Annotated in this window: 16 protein-coding genes; 11 read left to right on the forward strand and 5 right to left on the reverse strand. The window is 64.4% G+C overall.

From position 1 onward, the window contains the following. Window positions 1-609 carry a flavin reductase family protein gene (locus QAZ22_RS18440; RefSeq protein ID WP_278202168.1) on the forward strand — a complete coding sequence of 203 codons (609 nt, stop codon included), beginning with the start codon at window positions 1-3 and terminating at the stop codon, window positions 607-609. Here QAZ22_RS18440 and QAZ22_RS18445 read toward each other — a convergent pair. Continuing rightward, window positions 563-1,300 (reverse strand): TetR/AcrR family transcriptional regulator, encoded by a 738-nt coding sequence (locus QAZ22_RS18445; RefSeq protein WP_278202169.1) that lies wholly within the window; start codon window positions 1,298-1,300, stop codon window positions 563-565. The two genes, QAZ22_RS18440 and QAZ22_RS18445, sit on opposite strands and share 47 nt — an antisense overlap. 139 nt (window positions 1,301-1,439) lie before the next feature. Here QAZ22_RS18445 and QAZ22_RS18450 point away from each other — a divergent pair, with 139 nt between their 5' ends. Beyond that, complete coding sequence (locus QAZ22_RS18450) at window positions 1,440-2,114, forward strand: isoprenylcysteine carboxylmethyltransferase family protein (RefSeq protein WP_278202170.1); 675 nt, start codon at window positions 1,440-1,442, stop codon at window positions 2,112-2,114. A gap of 4 nt (window positions 2,115-2,118) precedes the next feature. Here QAZ22_RS18450 and QAZ22_RS18455 read toward each other — a convergent pair whose 3' ends face one another. Further along, entirely contained in the window at window positions 2,119-3,000 is an 882-nt protein-coding gene (locus QAZ22_RS18455; RefSeq protein ID WP_278202171.1) for a CoA ester lyase, read from the reverse strand. Continuing rightward, window positions 3,000-3,452 (reverse strand): MaoC family dehydratase, encoded by a 453-nt coding sequence (locus QAZ22_RS18460; protein WP_278202172.1) that lies wholly within the window; start codon window positions 3,450-3,452, stop codon window positions 3,000-3,002. Before QAZ22_RS18460 ends, QAZ22_RS18455 begins: the two co-directional genes overlap by 1 nt. Window positions 3,453-3,604: 152 nt before the next feature. Here QAZ22_RS18460 and QAZ22_RS18465 point away from each other — a divergent pair, with 152 nt between their 5' ends. Beyond that, complete coding sequence (locus tag QAZ22_RS18465; RefSeq protein ID WP_278202173.1) at window positions 3,605-4,726, forward strand: DUF2336 domain-containing protein; 1,122 nt, start codon at window positions 3,605-3,607, stop codon at window positions 4,724-4,726. 108 nt (window positions 4,727-4,834) lie between these two features. On the opposite strand, the gene QAZ22_RS18470 is transcribed toward QAZ22_RS18465, so the two are convergent. Both QAZ22_RS18470 and parE read right to left on the reverse strand, forming a co-directional pair. Then, complete coding sequence (locus QAZ22_RS18470) at window positions 4,835-6,901, reverse strand: FUSC family protein (protein ID WP_278202174.1); 2,067 nt, start codon at window positions 6,899-6,901, stop codon at window positions 4,835-4,837. Window positions 6,902-6,943: 42 nt separating this feature from the next. Continuing rightward, on the reverse strand, window positions 6,944-9,001 hold the full coding sequence (gene parE / locus QAZ22_RS18475) for a DNA topoisomerase IV subunit B (RefSeq protein WP_278202175.1): 2,058 nt from the start codon (window positions 8,999-9,001) through the stop codon (window positions 6,944-6,946). Between the two features lie 255 nt (window positions 9,002-9,256). On the opposite strand from parE, the gene cpaB reads away from it, so the two are divergent. From cpaB to QAZ22_RS18515, 8 genes are all read left to right on the forward strand, one after another. Next, entirely contained in the window at window positions 9,257-10,195 is a 939-nt protein-coding gene (gene cpaB / locus QAZ22_RS18480) for a Flp pilus assembly protein CpaB (protein WP_278202176.1), read from the forward strand. A gap of 82 nt (window positions 10,196-10,277) precedes the next feature. Continuing rightward, window positions 10,278-11,672 (forward strand): type II and III secretion system protein family protein, encoded by a 1,395-nt coding sequence (locus tag QAZ22_RS18485; protein WP_278207882.1) that lies wholly within the window; start codon window positions 10,278-10,280, stop codon window positions 11,670-11,672. A gap of 4 nt (window positions 11,673-11,676) precedes the next feature. After that, window positions 11,677-11,952, forward strand: a complete 276-nt coding sequence (locus QAZ22_RS18490; protein ID WP_278202177.1) for a hypothetical protein — start codon at window positions 11,677-11,679, stop codon at window positions 11,950-11,952. Window positions 11,953-11,965: 13 nt separating this feature from the next. After that, complete coding sequence (locus QAZ22_RS18495; protein ID WP_278202179.1) at window positions 11,966-13,180, forward strand: response regulator/pilus assembly protein; 1,215 nt, start codon at window positions 11,966-11,968, stop codon at window positions 13,178-13,180. After that, window positions 13,177-14,598, forward strand: a complete 1,422-nt coding sequence (locus QAZ22_RS18500) for a CpaF family protein (protein WP_278202180.1) — start codon at window positions 13,177-13,179, stop codon at window positions 14,596-14,598. The genes QAZ22_RS18495 and QAZ22_RS18500 overlap by 4 nt, the downstream gene beginning before the upstream one ends. A 3-nt stretch (window positions 14,599-14,601) precedes the next feature. After that, complete coding sequence (locus QAZ22_RS18505) at window positions 14,602-15,567, forward strand: type II secretion system F family protein (RefSeq protein ID WP_278202181.1); 966 nt, start codon at window positions 14,602-14,604, stop codon at window positions 15,565-15,567. 1 nt (window position 15,568) lies between these two features. Then, window positions 15,569-16,534 (forward strand): type II secretion system F family protein, encoded by a 966-nt coding sequence (locus tag QAZ22_RS18510; RefSeq protein ID WP_278202182.1) that lies wholly within the window; start codon window positions 15,569-15,571, stop codon window positions 16,532-16,534. Window positions 16,535-16,812: 278 nt separating this feature from the next. After that, entirely contained in the window at window positions 16,813-17,286 is a 474-nt protein-coding gene (locus tag QAZ22_RS18515) for a hypothetical protein (RefSeq protein WP_278202183.1), read from the forward strand. Window positions 17,287-17,319: the final 33 nt, after the last annotated feature.

Genomic DNA, 17,319 nt, shown 5'->3' on the forward strand with positions numbered 1-17,319 from the left:
ATGTTCTACGAGCCGTCCAAGGGGCACGGCCTGCCGCACGATCCATCGAAGGCGATCGTGGCTCCCCGCCCCATCGGATGGATATCGACGTTGAACAGGGCCGGTGAGATCAACCTTGCGCCCTATTCTTTCTTCAACGCGTTTTCGACGCGTCCCTTCATCGTCTGGTTCTCATCGGAAGGCGCGAAGGACAGCGCCACCTTCGCTGAAGAAACAGGCGAATTCGTCGCCAATCTCGTCAGCCGCGAGCTGGCCGAGAAGATGAACCGCACGGCCGTGGACGCGCCGCGCGGCGTCAGCGAATTCGCCTATGCCGATCTCGCCATGGCGCCGTCGCGCCTCGTCGCGCCGCCGCGCGTGGCGGAGGCGCCCGCCGCCCTCGAATGCAAGGTGACGGAGATAATCCGGCCGCGGGCGCTGGACGGCACCGAGACCAGCGCCATCGTCGTCGCCGGCGAGGTCGTCGGCGTCCACATAGACGATGCTTATCTCAAGGATGGCCTGTTCGACATCGTCAGGGCCGGCAACGTCGCCCGGCTCGGCTACATGGACTATGCCAGCGTCAACGAGATCTTTTCGATGCGTCGGCCGCGCTGGGGGAAGGATTAGCGCGGCGCGCGGTCATCACGGCGCGCACATAGCCTGGCTCGCCGATCCTGATGCTGCCGTCGGGAAGCCCGAGAATGCGGTCGAGCGCGATCTCATAGAGCCTGACGCGCTTTTCCAAGGCTTCGATCGCAACTTCCATGTCGGCATCGCTGCCGCTGGCAAAAGCCTTGGCGATGACGTCGTGCGTGGCCATGCCGAACTGCATGACGATATCGGCGACCCCTTCCGGATCGAAGGTGCGGAACGTGCCGTCCGCGACGCCTTGCCGGATGATCTCCACCAGCACGGGGGAAAACGACGCGCTGGCCGCCAGATTGATGCGGTGGAACAGCACCAGGTTTTCCGGCCGAAACAGCGTTTCGAACAGCGCCCAGGCTTCCGCGGCGGTTTCGATCTTTGCCTGCCGTGATTTCGCCAGGAGCGCATTTAGTCGACCCAGCGGGTCGAGGGCCGGATCGGCGACAATGTCCTCGACGCCGGCGAGCGCCTGTTTCGCAAAGCGCCCGGCCAGCGCTTCCAGCAGCGCCTCCTTGGAGGGAAAGTAGTGGTAGAAAGCGCCCTTCGAGATGCCGGCTGCGGCGATCACGTCGTTGAGGCTCGCTTTGTCATAGCCATGCGTGAGGAACAGGGCCTGGGCATGGTCCAGCAGTTCTTCGCGCCTGAGTTCCGGGTGCTTGACGATACGGGGCATGACGAAACCTTGTGCATGCGACGGCCGTTCCCGTCCAGATGACGACAGTCGACGCTTGAGCTATAGACCGTTGGTCGGTATGATAGACCAGTGGTCGGATTCGACCAATAGCGGCGGGGCATGTCATGGCAGGTGGGTCATGGTCGCGAAATTGATTATCCAGACATTCCTGTGGTTCGGCTTCATGGGCGCGTTGCTCTTCATGTCGGCCGGAACGCTGCATTGGCCTGGAGCATGGGCCTATCTGGTCCTGATGGTGGGGCTCAGCCTGACACTGGGCGTGGCGCTGGCGCGGCGTGATCCCGGCCTGATGAACGAGAGGCTCAGCCCGCCGATCCAGAAGAACCAGACGGCGGCCGACAAGGTCCTGCTCTCCGTTCTGCTCGCCGGCATCTTTGCCTGGCAGATCCTGATGGGTCTCGATTTCCGCTTTGGCTGGTCGGCCGTTCCCGCTTGGCTGCAGGTGACCGGCGCGATCGTGCTGCTGGTCAGCATCTGGATCTGCTACCTGACGATGCTGGAGAACAGCTTCGCGGCGCCTGTCGTGAAGATCCAGGACGAGCGCGGCCAGAAGGTCATCACCACCGGCCCCTACAGCTATGTCCGCCATCCGATGTACGCCGGGGCCATCCTGTTCTTCGCCGGCACGGCGCTGCTGCTTGGCTCGTGGTGGGGGCTGGTATCGGTCCTCGCCTTCATCGTTCTGCTCGCCATCCGCACCTTCATCGAAGAAAAGACGCTGCGTACCGGCCTGCGCGGCTATGACGACTATGCAGAGAATGTCCGCTACCGGCTGATCCCGATGGTCTGGTAACGGTTCAGGCGGAAATGCCGGCGGCTTTGGCGCGGGCGAGCAGCCGCTGGGCGAGCCGCAGATGCGGGCGGTCGTACATCTTGCCTTCGATGCCGACGACGCCCGGATTTCCCGCCGCCGCGAAGGCGTCGACGATCGCCTGCGAGCGCTCGATCGCCTCGGCCGACGGTGTGAAGGCGGCGTTGATGACCGGCACCTGCGCCGGATGGATCGCCATCTTGCCGGTAAAGCCGTCGCGTTCGGCCTCGCGGCACTCGGCCTCGAAAGCGGCCATGTCGCGGAAATCCGGAAAGACGGTGTCGATCGCCGCAACCTCGGCCGCGCCGGCTGCCAGGATCGTCAGCGTGCGCGCAAGGCGGAATAGATCGGTATAGCGGCCGCTCTCGTCGCGCGCCGAGCGCGCGCCGATCGCGGCGGACAAATCCTCGGCTCCCCAGGTAAGCCCTGCGAGCCGGGTGCTCGCTCCTGCATAGCTTGCCGCCGCCAACACGCCTGCCGCGGTTTCGGTGATGATCGGCAGGATTCTTATGCCGCCGTCCGGCAATCCGTTTTCGGCCTCGTGCACGCGAAGCTTGGCCGCCAACTGCTGCACATCCTGACCGCTGTTCGACTTCGGCAGCATGATGCCGTCGGGCTTCACCGGGACAAGTGCGGCAAGGTCGTCATCGGTCATGCCGGTCGTGAGGTCGTTGACGCGCACATAGATGGCGGAGCTGATCTGCTGGCTTCTATCCGAGATGAAGCGAGCCGCGACTTCGCGAGCGGCCGCCTTGTTGGCGGCGGCCACGGAATCCTCAAGGTCGACGATGACCACGTCAGCGCCGGCGCCGAAGCCCTTTTCCAGCTTGCGCTCGGAATCGCCGGGCGCGAAAAGCAGTGAGCGCATCAGGCCGCCTGCTTCTTCATCATCGCCTGCCTCGTGCATTTGGCGACGAGCACGTCGTCCTGATTGTAGGCGCGGTGCTCGAACTCGACGATGCCGCGATCCGGCTTCGACTTGGATTCGCGCACCGAAACGACCGTGGTCTCGACTCTGATGGTGTCGCCATGGAAGACCGGGTGCGGAAACACGGTTTCCTTCATGCCGAGATTGGCGACGGTTGTGCCGATGGTGATGTCGTTCACCGAAATGCCGATCATCAGGCCGAGCGTGAACAGCGAATTGACCAAGGGCTTGCCCCATTCGCTCTTCGCCGCGAAGTCGAAATCGATATGCAAGGGCTGCGGGTTCAGCGTCATCACCGAAAACAGCATGTTGTCGCTTTCGGTGACGGTCTTGCGCAGCGAGTGGCGGAAGACATGGCCGACGACGAACTCTTCCAAATAAAGCCCGGCCATGGTCGATCTCCTCCGCTTGTCCCTGCTTGATAGGCGTTGGTCGCGGCTCCATCAAGCCGGTTAAGAAACATGGTGAACCGTTCGTAAACCATTTCCAGACTACCGTTCACAACGGGGCCGGGAACATTCCGGCGAGGGCGTAGCTGGTCGGCATGATTGTTTCGCATTTTCTAAAATGGATTGATACGGCAAGGGTTTCCGAGCGCGCCGCCGCCGCGAGCGCGCTGGCCCGCGCCTACATAAACTCCGACCTGCCGTTCGAGGATCGCTGCGCCGCCGAGGCAGCGCTCACGCTGCTGCTCGACGACGTCTCCGCCAAGGTTAGGCAGTCGCTCGCCGAGGCGTTGTCGATGAGCCACCACGCGCCGCCGCAGGTGATCGCAGCACTCGCTTCCGACCAACCTGAAGTGGCGGCGCTGGTGCTGGCGCGTTCGCCTTTGCTTACCGACGCCGATCTCATCGACCGCGTCGCCGGCCGCCAGAAGGCCACCCAGAAGCTGATAGCCAACCGTCCCGTCGTCTCGATGTCGTTGGCGGCAGCCATTGCCGAGATCGGCGAGCCGGAAGCCTGCGCAACGCTCATCGCCAATAGTGGCGCCGACATTGCATCGCTGAGCTTCCGGCGCATGGCCGAACGCCACGGCCATGTGCCGCTGGTGCGCGAGGCGCTGATCGCTGACGCGCGTCTGCCTGCCGATTGCCGGCACATGCTTTTGGTCAAGCTCGGCGAGACGCTGAAAGGGTCGCCTCTGGTCTTGGCGCTGATGGGCGCCGCCCGCGCCGATCGCGTGATGCGCGATGCCTGCGTGAAGGCCTCGGTGACATTGATCGAGGGCACACGCGCCGAGGAGCATGCCGCGCTGATCGAGCATCTGAGGCTGCGCGGCGATCTCACCGCAGGCTTCATCATCCGCACCATCGCGCATGGCAAGGTCGACTTCTTCGGCTCGGCGCTGGTCGCGCTTGCCCAGCAGTCCGAACAGCGGGTGAGGGCGCTGCTGGCCGGCGGCCACGACGTCGCGCTGCAGGCGCTGTTCCGCAGCGCCGGCCTCGCCGCCGCCACGCACGGCATCATCTTGCGGGCGCTGAAGGTCTGGCGCGAGGTCGCCAACGGCAAGCGCGTCGCGGGCGTTCAGGAAGTGAGCTGGCTGATGCTGAAGGAGCTCGGCGGGCAGACGGCCGAGGGCGATCTGGCAGGGCTGGTGAAGTCGATCCATCTCGACGCGCTGCGCGAAAACGCGCGCGGACACGCGCTGGCGATAGCGGCGGCTTAAAGCGCGTCGCGCTGAAGCGGATTCAGGCGATGCGCTTTAAGCTTTTGTTTTGATGCATGTCGTTTCCGCAAAACCGCTGCACACTTTTGCGCGACATGCATTAAGGCGTCAGCCTCGACCTCTCGCGAAGAAATCCGGATAATCCTCCATCGCCGCGGCGATGATGCGCAGCGAGGCCGCGACCTGCAGCATTTCGGGCCGGTCGCTGCGATCGGCGATGCCCGCCGCATATTGCCTCGCCACGGCGACGGTCGACGTCTGCGGCTCGCCATGTCTCCTGAACAGCAATTCCCGCGCCAGGCCCCTCAGGAAATTGCCGATCGATTCCACCGTCTCGTGTGGGATCGCGGAATTCAGCTGCGCGCCGCGCAGCCGCAGCACTTCGAGCCCGACGGTGACGGCGGCGATGCTGCCGCCCAGTATGGGATCGCCCTTCCTGCCTGTCTGCTGCAGCTGCGGCATCAACTGGTTGATCCGGTCATAGGCCAGGCTTTCGAAGGCCGAACGCCTGGGAATGCGCTCGTGCAGGCAAAGGCGCGCCAGGTCCTCGCGCATTGCCTGCGAGATGCGCTCGACGGTGACCCAGGGGTTGGCCGGCAGCACGACGATGAAGACGCCGATGGCGATCAGGATGCCGACCAGGATCGACGCCGACCCGGCGAAGAACGGGCCGGGATCATAGGTCATCAGCTGGTGCGGGCTGAGGAAAGCCAAGAAATTGATGGCGAAGGCGGTGGCGACGCCGACATAGCGCGGATTGGCCATGCCGAGCGCCGCCGGCACCATGATGGGCACGACAAAGAGTGCGAACCAGCCGAAGCCGGGGAGTGCCGGGAGAGCGATCTGGCCGACAAGGAAGGCGAAGGGCAGCGCGAGCAGCGTTCCCCTGAAGAAACCCCAGGCGGACTGGACCGGATCGGGCCGTGCCGCGAACAGGCTGGAAACAACGGCAACGAGGATGACGGTGCCTGCGGTCTCCGACCATTTGGTCGTCAGCCAGAAGGCTGCCACCAGAAGCGTGGCGAGTGCGGCGCGCACGGCGTTGCGCCAGGCGGCGTGATAGTCGCGATGCACGACCAGCGCCGGCTGCTGTCGTTCACGAGACGACCTGGAAACCGGCGAGCGAAGCGCATCCAGGCCACGCATCACCTGTTTCAGCGCCTCCGCGAAATCGGCGGCGATGGTGAGGCGGGTGATGGTGCCGACCCTGTCCTCGCCGGGTTCGGCCGGCGTAGCCGGCGCCTCCCGCGCCTTGGTCGCGATCGCGTCGAGCCGCGCAATCCAGGGGCCTGTGTCGTCAAGTGCGCCTGGCGTTGCCGAGAGCTCACCGACGAAAGCCTGCAAGTCGCTGCGCACGGGGAGGAGCGTCGCGTTTTTCGGCGCGGCATGAGTGTGCAGCGCGCGGGCCGCCGACAGCGCCCACAGCAGCTGTCCGATCGTGCGCCGCACCGGATGGGCGCGCGTGGCGAAACTTGGCGCCTCCAGACGCGCATAGGTGCGCATCTCGGCAAGCGTCTGAGCGTCGGTGATCAGCTTGCGCTGCAGGGCCGCAAGGCCAGCCGGGTCTCCGCCGGAAAAGGCGCCGGAGGCATAGTCGGCAAGATCGAGAATGCTGCGCTTCAACCTCGAGATGATGGCGTCCGCCGCCAGCTTCGGCAGGATCAGTCGGCTGGTGACGCCGGCGCAGACGATGCCCAGCACGATTTCGGCGCAGCGCGCAATGGCGAGATCGACGACGAGATGCGGCTGACCGAAGGCCGGCAGGCTGATGATCATCGCGGTGTAGCCGGCAAGGGCGGCACCATAGGCCTCCGGATTGCGCAGCAGCGAGGAGACGAGCGTGCAGACGCCGATCCACAGCGCCAGTGCCGTCACCAGGAGCCAGGGATTGATGCCGAACAGCGACGTGATGCCGATCGCCGCAGCGCCGCCGGCCAACGTGCCGAGCAGCCGGTAGAAACCTTTCGCCAGCACCATTCCGGCCACCGGTTGCGCGACGATGAAGACGGTCATCATCGCCCATTGCGGATGGTCGAGCTTGAGGGCGTAGGCGACAAGCAGCGCGATCAGCCCGGCCGAAACCGTGCGCAGTGCGAAGATCCAGTCCGAGCGCGTCGGCTGCGTCAGGCCGCTCAGCGGTGTCTCGACAAGCTCTTTCAGCCGCGTCCAGGTCACGTGCAGGTCTCCGTATCGGAGCCTGTTATGACCGGCAGGTGCTCAGATATCCAGCACGTCGGTCTCGGCGAATTCGGCGCGTTCCTGGATGAAGCGGAAGCGCGCCTCGGGCTTGGTGCCCATCAGCGCGTCGACGGCATCCTTGGTCGCCTCCTCGGCATCGATCACATCGACCCTGAGCAGCGTGCGCTTCCTCGGGTCCATGGTGGTCTCCTTGAGCTGCGAGGCCATCATCTCGCCAAGGCCCTTGAAGCGGCCGATCTCGACCTTGCCGCGCCCGGTGAATTCGGTGCGCAGCAACTCGTCCTTGTGCGCGTCGTCACGGGCATAGGCGACCTTGCCGCCCTGACGGATCGAATAGAGCGGCGGCACGGCCATGTAGAGGTGGCCGCCACGGACCAGGTTCGGCATCTCCTGATAGAAGAAGGTGATCAAAAGCGAGGCGATGTGCGCGCCGTCGACGTCGGCATCGGTCATGATGATCACGCGATCGTAGCGCAGGTCCTCGTCGCGATATTTCGAGCGCGTGCCGCAGCCGAGCGCCTGGATCAGGTCGGAGATCTGCTGGTTGGCGGCAAGCTTGTCGTTGCCGGCGCTGGCGACGTTGAGGATCTTGCCGCGCAGCGGCAGCACCGCCTGGCTGGCGCGGTCGCGCGCCTGCTTGGCCGAGCCACCGGCCGAGTCGCCTTCGACGATGAAGATCTCGGCCCCCGCTGCGGCGTTCTGCGTGCAGTCGGCCAGCTTGCCCGGCAGGCGCAGCTTGCGCACCGCGCTCTTGCGCGACACTTCCTTTTCCTGGCGCCGGCGCACGCGTTCGTCGGCGCGCGCAATCACCCATTCGAGAAGCTTCGAGGCTTCCTGCGGATTGTCGGCCAGCCAATGATCGAACGGGTCGCGGATGGCGGTTTCGACGATGCGCATCGCCTCGATGGTGGCCAGCCTGTCCTTGGTCTGGCCGACGAATTCCGGCTCGCGGATGAACACCGACAGCATGCCGGCGGCCGATATCATGACGTCCTCGGTGGTGATGATCGAGGCGCGCTTGTTGCCGATCAAATCGGCATAGGCGCGAAGGCCGCGGGTCAGCACATTGCGGAAGCCTGCCTCATGCGTTCCGCCTTCGGGGGTGGGAATCGTGTTGCAGTAGGAATTGAGGAAGCCGTCGCCGCCGAACCAGGTCACCGCCCATTCGAGCGAGCCGTGGCCGCCCTGCTTGTCGCTTTTTCCCGCGAAGACCTCGCGGGTTACCTGGAATTCGTCGCCGAGGGTAGCCTTGAGATAGTCCTTCAGGCCGCCCGGGAAATGGAACTCGGCCTTGGCCGGGGTCTGGTCCTTTTCCTTGATCAGCGACGGATCGCAGGTCCAGCGGATCTCGACGCCGCCGAACAGATAGGCTTTCGAGCGCGTCATGCGGTAGAGCCGGGCCGGCTCGAAGGCGGCGCCCTTGCCGAAGATCTGCTCGTCGGGATGAAAGCGGGTCCTGGTGCCGCGGCGGTTGTGCACCTCGCCGAGGTGCTCCAGACCGCTTACCGGGACGCCGCGCGAGAAGCGCTGACGATAGAGCTGGCGGCCGCGCGCGACCTCGACCTCGAGGTGATCGGACAGTGCGTTGACGACCGAAACGCCGACGCCGTGCAGACCGCCGGAGGTTTCGTAGACCTTGGAGTCGAACTTGCCGCCCGAATGCAGCGTCGTCATGATGACTTCGAGGGCCGGCTTCTTGAATTTCGGATGCGGATCGACCGGGATGCCGCGGCCATTGTCGGTGACGGTGAGAAACCCGTCGGCCGAAAGCTCGACATCGATGAAGGTGGCATGGCCGGCGACCGCCTCGTCCATCGAATTGTCGATGACCTCGGCGAACAGGTGATGCATCGCCTTGTCGTCGGTGCCGCCGATATACATGCCCGGGCGGCGCCGCACGGGTTCCAGCCCCTCCAGCACCTCGATGTCGGCGGCGCTGTAGCTCTCGCTTCCGTCGCGCGAGGCCGTCGAGCGCTTCGCGGCCTGTACGATCGGATCCGCGGCGCGCGATGGCGTGCGCACTGGTTGTGGCTGCTGCTTTTCCAGGTCGCCGAAAAGGTCGTTTCTGTCGTCCATGCTGGCCCTAGCGTTGGGTACTGCGAATCACTCCTCGATACTGCCACGCTTTTGGCGGGCGAACGAGGTTCCTGTTCCGTTCAGGGATCAAAGTCTCTCTTATTCTAAAACCATTCGATAACCAAGCCGCCGGAAATAGGGCGGTCTCCATACCCTTGGATTCCCGATTCTTTAACATTAACGCCTAGGGTGAGCCTCAACGACAAAAGACCACGGGGCGTCAGGGGTTTCGTTGTGAGGGGCAGGGCCATAACCATGATCGGCATCGCCGCCGTTTTCGGCGCGATCTCGATCTTTGCCGCGGATTTCTGGGTCAAAAGCCAGGCGAAAGCCCAATCCGAGCAGAAGGTGGCGTCGATCGCGGCGCCGCAAGAGCCCAAGGTCGAGTTCAAGACCATAGTCGTGGCGAGCGCGCCGCTTCGTTACGGCACCGAGCTCGATCGGTCGCAACTCACCGAAATCCCGTGGCCGCAGGATTCCTTGCCGCAAGGCGCCTTCCCGACCATCGACAAGCTGCTTGCCGAAGGCAGCCGGGTGGTGCTGTCGCCGATCGAGGTCAACGAGCCGGTGCTGCTCGCCAAGCTGTCGGGGCCGAACGGCCGCGCGACGCTTTCCAACATGCTGTCGCCAGGCATGCGGGCCGTCACCATCCGCATCGATGAGATCGCCGGCGTCGGCGGCTTCATCACGCCGGGCGACCGGGTCGACGTCGTGCTGACGCGCGATGCCGGCGAAATCCAGGAAGTGGCCAAGAACGCCCAAGGGGCGGCCGGCTCGACGGTCACGTCCGAAATCGTCGTTTCCGATGCCAGGGTGCTTTCGGTCGGCCAGGGTGCCGACGAGCGCAAGACCGAGCCGCAGGTCGCCAATTCCGTGACCCTCGAGGTGACGAACGAAGGGGCACAGAAGGTCGCGCTTGCCCGCACCGTCGGCACCTTGTCGCTGTCCTTGCGGTCCGCCGCCGACGCCAGCGCCAGCAGCAATGGGCTCACCACCATCTCTTCCTTCGGCGGCTCGGTTGCCGCGCGCGCGGAGGCGAGCGCCGCCTCGCTGGTCAATGCGGTGGCGAAGGAGCCGGAAGGGCCAAAATTCAAGACGGTGATCGTGTCGCGCGGCGAGAAGGTCGAGGAATACAAGGTTCTTTCCAAGCAAGCCGAGGGAGACGTCGTTCCTTCCAAGGAACAAGAACAATAGCCGGTGGGGACCGGCCGGGGACGGGACAATGCCTGTGTTGAACAAAGAACGGACAACCAGAGGGCTGCGCCTTCTGCGCGCGATGGCTGCGGGCGCCTTCCTGGCAGCCGCGGGAACGCTTGCCTTCGGGGCGCCGGCCCGGGCAAACAACGATGTCGTCTACGTCTCGGCGACCAAGAATGCCTCGATCAAGGTCGCCAAGGGCAAGCCCAAGACGATCATGACGAGCGCCGCCTTCTACCAGATCGTCATCGGCGATCCGGAGATCGCCAACGTCAACCCGCTGACCGACAAGTCCTTCTATGTGCTGGGCAACAATCTCGGCACCACCGGCATCGCGCTGTTCGACCAGAACAAGCAGCTCGTCGGCACCATCGACGTCGAGGTGACGCTGGATACCGACCAGCTCGCAAGCACCATCCGCGCCAGCGTGCCGGATGCCAAGATCAGGGTCGGTTCGGCCAACGGCCGCGTGGTGCTGTCGGGTGAGGCCGACGACGCGGTCGCGGCCGAGAAGGCGAGCAAGATCGCGTCGCGCTTCTCGGGCAACGAGGAAGTGATCAACTCGGTCAACATCTCGTCCTCGCAGCAGGTTCAGCTCAATGTCCGATTCGTCGAGATCAACCGCCAGGCGGGACAAGATCTCGGCGCCAAATACGGGGCCAACTTTGCCTTCGGCATGGGCGGCCGTGACGTCATCCTTGATCCCGGCACCGTGCCGACGGCCGGCACCGGCGAGATCATCGGCCGGTTGCTCTCCAACGGCGTTTCGATCGATATCGCCATCAAGGCGCTCGAAGAGCGCGGTCTGGCCCGGCGGCTGGCCGAGCCGAACCTGATCGCCCGCTCGGGCCAGACGGCAAGCTTCCTCGCCGGCGGCGAGTTTCCGATCCCGGTCTCCGAGGACAACGGCAAGATCAGCGTCACCTATAAGAAATACGGCGTCGGCCTGGATTTCACGCCGACCGTGCTCAAGGATGGGCTGGTCAGCCTGGATATCGCGCCTGAAGTGTCCTCGATCGACACTTCTGCCTCCATCCAGGTCAGCAACGGCATTTCCATTCCGGCTTTCATCGTGCGTCGCGCCAAGACGTCGGTCGACCTGAAGAACGGCCAGAGCTTCATGATCGCCGGCCTTTTGCAGTCGCAGAACGACATCACGACCTCGCGTCTGCCGGGGCTCGGCAAGCTGCCGGTGCTGGGCTCGCTGTTCTCCTCGAAGTCCTATCAGCGGCGCGAGACCGACCTCGTGATCATCGTCACACCTTATCTGGTCAAGCCGGTCGACCCGTCGAAGAAGATGGTCGAGCCGACCGACGGAACGCAGCCGCCAAGCAATGTCGACTACTTCCTGAACAACAACGAGGAAGTGAGCGCCTCGGCGCCCAAGCGCCCGGTGGCGTTGGCCGACGGCAGTGTGGCCCGTCCGGCGGCCGCCACGACCTCCGGCCACTTTCTCGATCTGCCGAAGGACTGAGCTCATGCGTCTGGCTCCCTGTATCGCTCTGCTGCTTGCCGGTGCCTTCGCAGGCTGCACCAGCGACGACTACGTGCGCAGCGAAGGCGTGACGACGGCTGCCGGCAACGCCCAGGCGTCGAACACGGTCATGCAGATGGTCGACCCCTGGCAGTACGGCGTCCAGAACACCAGGCTTCTGGTGCCGGCCCAAAGCACGAGCCCCACGGCCGGCGCCGCCGGCGCGAAAGCCGGTTCGGAGTCGGCATCGACGACATCGGCATCGACGACATCAAACTGATTGGCTGGCGATCATGGCATCCGGCACCAAGACAAAGAAGATCCTGCTCGTTTCAACCGACAGGGCGTTCTCGCAGGACACGCGGACGGCTTTCGCAGCCTCCGAGGTCATCGAGCTTTTGACAGTCGAGAGAAGCGTCAACGAGCTTCGCGGTGAAGTCCAGGAAGCCGAGTTCGGTGCCGTCATCGTCGACATGGATGCAGCCAAGCTCGAGGAGATCGAGTCGCTGCAGCGCATCATGCGCCGGCTCGAAGGCCGGGTTCCGGTGGTCGTCGTCACCCAGGAATTCAATGCGGCGGCGGTGCGCATCCTGGTGCAGCTCAAGGTCGCCGACTTCCTGGTCAAGCCGATCACCACCGCAGACCTGGTGCGTTCCGTCATCCGCGCGCTGCAGGGGCCGGGGCGCGAGGAAAACACCGAGTCTCAGATCTACACCTTCATGCCGGCCGCCGGCGGCGTCGGCACCACCACGCTTGCGCTCCAGACCGCCTTCCAGCTGCATCATTCGGTGACGCGCGGCGCCTCTACCTGCGTGGTCGACCTCAATTTCCAGCAGGGCGCCTGTGCCGAATATCTCGATCTCGAGCCGCGCTTCGACATCACCGAAATCGAGAACCAGCCCGAACGCCTCGACCGGCAGCTGCTTGATGTCATGCTCTCAAAGCATGCGAGCGGGCTCTGCGTGCTGGCCGCGCCGACGCGTCCCTCGGAAATGCGTTCGTTCAAGACCGATGTCGTGGTGCGCATGCTCGACCTCGTCTCGGCCTATTTCGACAATGTCGTCATCGACATGCCGCGCACCTGGTTCCCATGGACCGAGACGGTGCTGCTCGGCTCCAACAAGCTCTATATCGTGGCCGAGATGACGGTGCCTTGCCTGCGCCACACGCAGCGTCTCATCCAGGCCATCTACGAGACTGCCGGCAAGGAAGTGAGGCCCAACGTCATCGTCAACCGCTTCGAGCAGAAGATGTTCGACAGCGGCATCAAGCAGGCCGATGTCCAGGACATTCTCGGCGAACATTTCGTCGGCGGCATCTCCAACAACTACCGGCTGGTGCGCGAGGCAGTCGACCGGGGCGTGCCGCTGCACGACATCGACCCCAACGCCAATGTCGTCAACGACCTGAAGAAGATCATCCTGCCTGAGGAGGCGGTGACGACGACGGCAAAATCGAAGTCGCTGTTCGGCCTCGGCAAGGGCCTCTTGAAGAGGAGAGCAGGATGAGCAGCCGCTTCTCCAACCTGCAGAATCGCGACGTCCGTCCGCTGCGCCCGCCCGAACCCGCGCCCGTTGCGCACCATGCCGTGGTCATTCCGACGACCCGCAAGCCGGCTCCGCCGAAGCCGGATGCGGCACCGGCAAAAAGCGCCAACAAGGTGCTTGACGCGCGCGTGCGCATCCACCGCATGCTGCTCGAGGAGATCAACCTCGTCGCGCTGGAGCGGCTGCCCAAGGATGAAATGCGCCGTCAGGTGCATGAGTTCGTCTCGGAAAAGACGCGCGAGGAGCGGATGGCGATCAACACTGCCGAGCTCGACGCCCTGGTCGACGACATCGTCGACGAGATGGTCGGCCTCGGCCCGCTGGAGCCGCTGCTCAAGGACCCCGAGATCAACGACATCCTTATCAACGGTCACCAGAACTGCTTCGTCGAAAAACGCGGCAAGCTGCAGCAGGTTCACATCCCGTTCAAGGACGAAGCGCATCTACTTAGGATCATTAACAAAATCGTCGCTGCAGTCGGACGCCGGGTCGATGAATCGCAGCCGATGGTCGACGCCCGCATGCTCGACGGCTCGCGTTTCAACGCCGCCATCCGGCCGGTCGGCGTCGACGGGCCGCTGGTGTCGATCCGCAAATTCTCCAAGAACAAGCTCGGCCTGCACAAGCTGGTCGAGTTCGGCGCCATCACCCAGAACATGGCCGAGGTGCTGGCGGCGGCCGTGCATGCGCGCAAGACCACGATCATCTCCGGCGGTACAGGTACCGGCAAGACGACGATGCTCAACGCATTGTCGGCCTTCATTCCCGAGGACGAGCGGTTGATCACCATCGAGGACGCGGCCGAGCTGCAGCTGCAGCAACCGCATGTCGCGCGCATGGAAACGCGGCCCGCGAACATCGAGGGTCATGGCGAGCTGAAGCAGCGCGACCTGGTCAAGAACGCGCTGCGCATGCGGCCCGACCGCGTCATCCTCGGCGAGTGCCGCGGCGAGGAGGCCTTCGACATGCTGCAGGCGATGAACACCGGCCATGAAGGTTCGATGGCGACCATCCACGCCAACACGCCGCGCGACGCCATCTCCCGCCTTGAGCAGATGCTCGGCATGACCGGCATGCCGATGACGGTGCAGTCGATCCGCAGCCAGATCGCCAGCGCCCTCGACATCATCGTGCAGCTGACGCGCCTGTCCGACGGCAAGCGCAAGGTGACCAGCGTCGCCGAGGTGACGGGCATGGAAGGCGACGTCATCCAGATGCAGGAGATCTTCCGCTTCGTGCGCACCGGCATGGAGGCCGACGGCAAGATCGTCGGTCACTTCGAGGCGACGGGCATCCGTCCGCGCTTCCTCGAGGACCTGCGCAACATGGGCATAGAATTTCCGGGCAAGTATTTCGAACCCGGCCGGCCGCAGGAGTAGCCGGTGCTCGAGGGGTTCGGTCCGATCTACGCCGTCTACGCCGCTGCTGCGCTCACCGGCATCATGGTCGCCGAAGGCTGCTACCTGCTCTATGCCGGCCGCAGCGACAAGCGCACGGCGATCAACCGCCGCATGAAGCTGGCGGAGAACAAGATCAGCCAGGAGCAGGTGCTGATCCAGTTGCGCAAGGAGCGCGGCGTCGAGGGCGGCGCGTCCCTGTTTTCCCTCGATCGCTTCCGCGCCTTGCGCACGCAGTCCGGCATGATCACGCCGTTGCCCAAATTCCTCATGATCACGTCTGGGGCGGCTTTCGCGCTGGCCCTTTTCGCCATGTGGTACGGCCTGCCCTTGCTTTTCGGGCTGGTCCTGTTCGTCGTGCTGCTGCCGATCCTGCCGGTGATGGCGTTGCGCTTTCTGCGCAAGCGCCGGCATAAGCGCTTCGGCCTGCAACTGCCGGAAGCGCTGGAGCTGATCACGCGCGGCCTCAAGGCCGGCCACCCGGTGCCGGTGGCGATCGCGATGGTGGCGCGTGAGATGGCCGATCCGATCGGCACCGAGTTCGGCGTCGTGGCCGACGAGGTGACCTACGGCTCCGATCTGGTCTCGGCGCTCAACAACCTTTTCGAGCGGGTCGGCCACGAAGACCTGCCGCTGTTCGTCACCGCCGTGTCGATCCAAAGCAGTTCCGGCGGCAATCTGCGCGAGATCCTGGACGGGCTGTCGGCGACGATCCGCGAGCGCGGCAAGCTGCGGCGCAAGGTGCGCGCGATTTCGACCGAGGGCCGCATGTCGGCCTATATCCTGACCGCCGTGCCGGTGCTTCTGTTCACCGCCATCATGGCGCTCATGCCGCAATTCTACCGGGAAGTGTGGGGGATACCGAAGACCTGGTACATGCTGGGCGGCTCCATCCTGTGGCTGCTGCTCGGCAACGCCATCATGTTCAAGATGTCGAATTTCAGGTTCTGAGATGGAGGACATCATCCGCTTCCTCGCCTCGCTCGCGCCGACATCGCTGATGCCGGTGGCGGTGCTGCTGCTGGTGCTGGGTGGCGGCGCGATGGCCTGGCCGCTGGTCGTCGCCAAGGGCGATCGCAACGAGGTCAAGCGCCGGCTGAAGGTCGAGGTGGTCCAGCCGATCGAGCAGGCGGAGCCGGCGGCACCCAGGAAGAACGCAAACGCCGTGCGCGAGAAGGCGGTGAGGCGGGCGCAGGAATTCTACGCCAAGAGCGACCCGGAGAACGTCGCGCGGTTGCGCATGAAGCTCATCCAGGCCGGCTACATGGAGCCGCGCGCCGTCGGCATGTTCTTCCTGATCCGCTTTGCCGCTCTGGTCGGCGTCGCGCTTGGCGCATTCCTGGTCAACCATTGGGCGGCCAGCGCCGAGTCGACCATGACCAGCCGCTGGACCTTCATCATCCTGTCGGGTGCGGCAGGCTATTTCCTGCCGGGCCTGGTCCTGACGCAGAAGGTGCGGGAAAAGATGCGCGAATACCGCAACGGCTTTCCCGACTTCATGGATCTGATGATCGTCTGCTCCGACGCCGGCATGAGCATGGAGGCCGGCATCGAGCGCGTCTCGAAGGAACTGGCAAAGACCTATCCGTCGCTCAGCCAGAACCTGCAGCTGGTGTCGCTGGAGCTCAGGGCCGGCCGCAGCCTCGACGATGCGTTGAAGGCGCTCGCGGACCGATTGAGCCTTGATGAGGTCCGTTCCTTCGCGACGCTGTTGCAGCAGTCCAAGGAACTCGGCACCAGCCTGTCGGGCGCGCTGCGCGTCTTTTCCGACGAGATGCGCCACAAGCGCATGTCGCTTGCCGAGGAGAAGGCGCATGCCCTGCCGGCCAAGATGTCGGTGCCGGTGACGGTGTGCATCCTGCCGGTGGTGCTGATGGTCGCCATCATTCCCATTGTCGTGAAGCTGACGGCGCACTGAGGCATGTTGATATTCAGATGATGCCGGCCTGCAGGCGGCAGTTTTCTGCGCTTCCGGTGCTCACGTACCCAAAAGTACGCTCCGCTCCGGTTCTCGAAAACCACCACTTTCGGCTCGGCCTGACCTGAATCTCAACATGCCTCAAGCTCCGCGTATTGGTTAACGCATCCTTTGCACGCAACTGAAATTTAGGGGCTTTTCGGCACCGAAGCTTAATCGCTGTGCTCTATGGTCCTTGCTGAAGAACGACCCGGCAAATCGGGCGATGGGGCAGGGGCATGCGTCACGGACTTTCCAGGGCAGCAGCGGCGTTGGCAGCCGTCTTGATGATCACCGGCTGCACGACGAACAGCAACGTCGACACCACCAAGACCACCGCGATCCAGCCGACGGCCAAGGACGTCAGCGCAACCGACCTGGTGGAGGGCAAGGCGCAGTTCCGCGAGGCGAATTTCGGCCTTGCCGAGCAGCATTTCCGCAAGGCGGTGGAGCTCAAGGCCGACAATGCCGAAGCCTGGATGGGGCTCGCCGCGTCCTATGACGAGCTCGGCCGCTTCGACTTCGCCGACCGCGCCTATGCCCAATTGCTCAGGGTCGCCGGACGCAAGCCGCAGATCGTCAACAATATGGGCTACTCGCAGCTGCTGCGCGGCAACAAGAAGAAGGCAAGGGCGCTGCTGCTCGAAGCGAAGGCCGGCCTCGCCGACCAGACCGTCGTCAATGCCAACCTTGCGCTGCTCGACAAGAGCTGATCCGCTTCCACGCTCCTTGCCGTCGCGGATCCG

The sequence above is a fragment of the Mesorhizobium sp. WSM4906 genome (assembly GCF_029674625.1).
Classification (GTDB): domain Bacteria; phylum Pseudomonadota; class Alphaproteobacteria; order Rhizobiales; family Rhizobiaceae; genus Mesorhizobium.

Excerpts from the sequence above, each read along its gene's own strand:
- QAZ22_RS18440 (WP_278202168.1), top strand. The coding sequence starts at position 1 with ATGTTCTACGAGCCGTCCAAGGGGCACGGCCTGCCGCACGATCCATCG.
- QAZ22_RS18445 (WP_278202169.1), bottom strand. The coding sequence starts at position 1,300 with ATGCCCCGTATCGTCAAGCACCCGGAACTCAGGCGCGAAGAACTGCTG.
- QAZ22_RS18450 (WP_278202170.1), top strand. The coding sequence starts at position 1,440 with ATGGTCGCGAAATTGATTATCCAGACATTCCTGTGGTTCGGCTTCATG.
- QAZ22_RS18455 (WP_278202171.1), bottom strand. The coding sequence starts at position 3,000 with ATGCGCTCACTGCTTTTCGCGCCCGGCGATTCCGAGCGCAAGCTGGAA.
- QAZ22_RS18460 (WP_278202172.1), bottom strand. The coding sequence starts at position 3,452 with ATGGCCGGGCTTTATTTGGAAGAGTTCGTCGTCGGCCATGTCTTCCGC.
- QAZ22_RS18465 (WP_278202173.1), top strand. The coding sequence starts at position 3,605 with ATGATTGTTTCGCATTTTCTAAAATGGATTGATACGGCAAGGGTTTCC.
- parE (WP_278202175.1), bottom strand. The coding sequence starts at position 9,001 with ATGGACGACAGAAACGACCTTTTCGGCGACCTGGAAAAGCAGCAGCCA.
- cpaB (WP_278202176.1), top strand. The coding sequence starts at position 9,257 with ATGATCGGCATCGCCGCCGTTTTCGGCGCGATCTCGATCTTTGCCGCG.
- QAZ22_RS18485 (WP_278207882.1), top strand. The coding sequence starts at position 10,278 with ATGGCTGCGGGCGCCTTCCTGGCAGCCGCGGGAACGCTTGCCTTCGGG.
- QAZ22_RS18490 (WP_278202177.1), top strand. The coding sequence starts at position 11,677 with ATGCGTCTGGCTCCCTGTATCGCTCTGCTGCTTGCCGGTGCCTTCGCA.
- QAZ22_RS18495 (WP_278202179.1), top strand. The coding sequence starts at position 11,966 with ATGGCATCCGGCACCAAGACAAAGAAGATCCTGCTCGTTTCAACCGAC.
- QAZ22_RS18500 (WP_278202180.1), top strand. The coding sequence starts at position 13,177 with ATGAGCAGCCGCTTCTCCAACCTGCAGAATCGCGACGTCCGTCCGCTG.
- QAZ22_RS18510 (WP_278202182.1), top strand. The coding sequence starts at position 15,569 with ATGGAGGACATCATCCGCTTCCTCGCCTCGCTCGCGCCGACATCGCTG.
- QAZ22_RS18515 (WP_278202183.1), top strand. The coding sequence starts at position 16,813 with ATGCGTCACGGACTTTCCAGGGCAGCAGCGGCGTTGGCAGCCGTCTTG.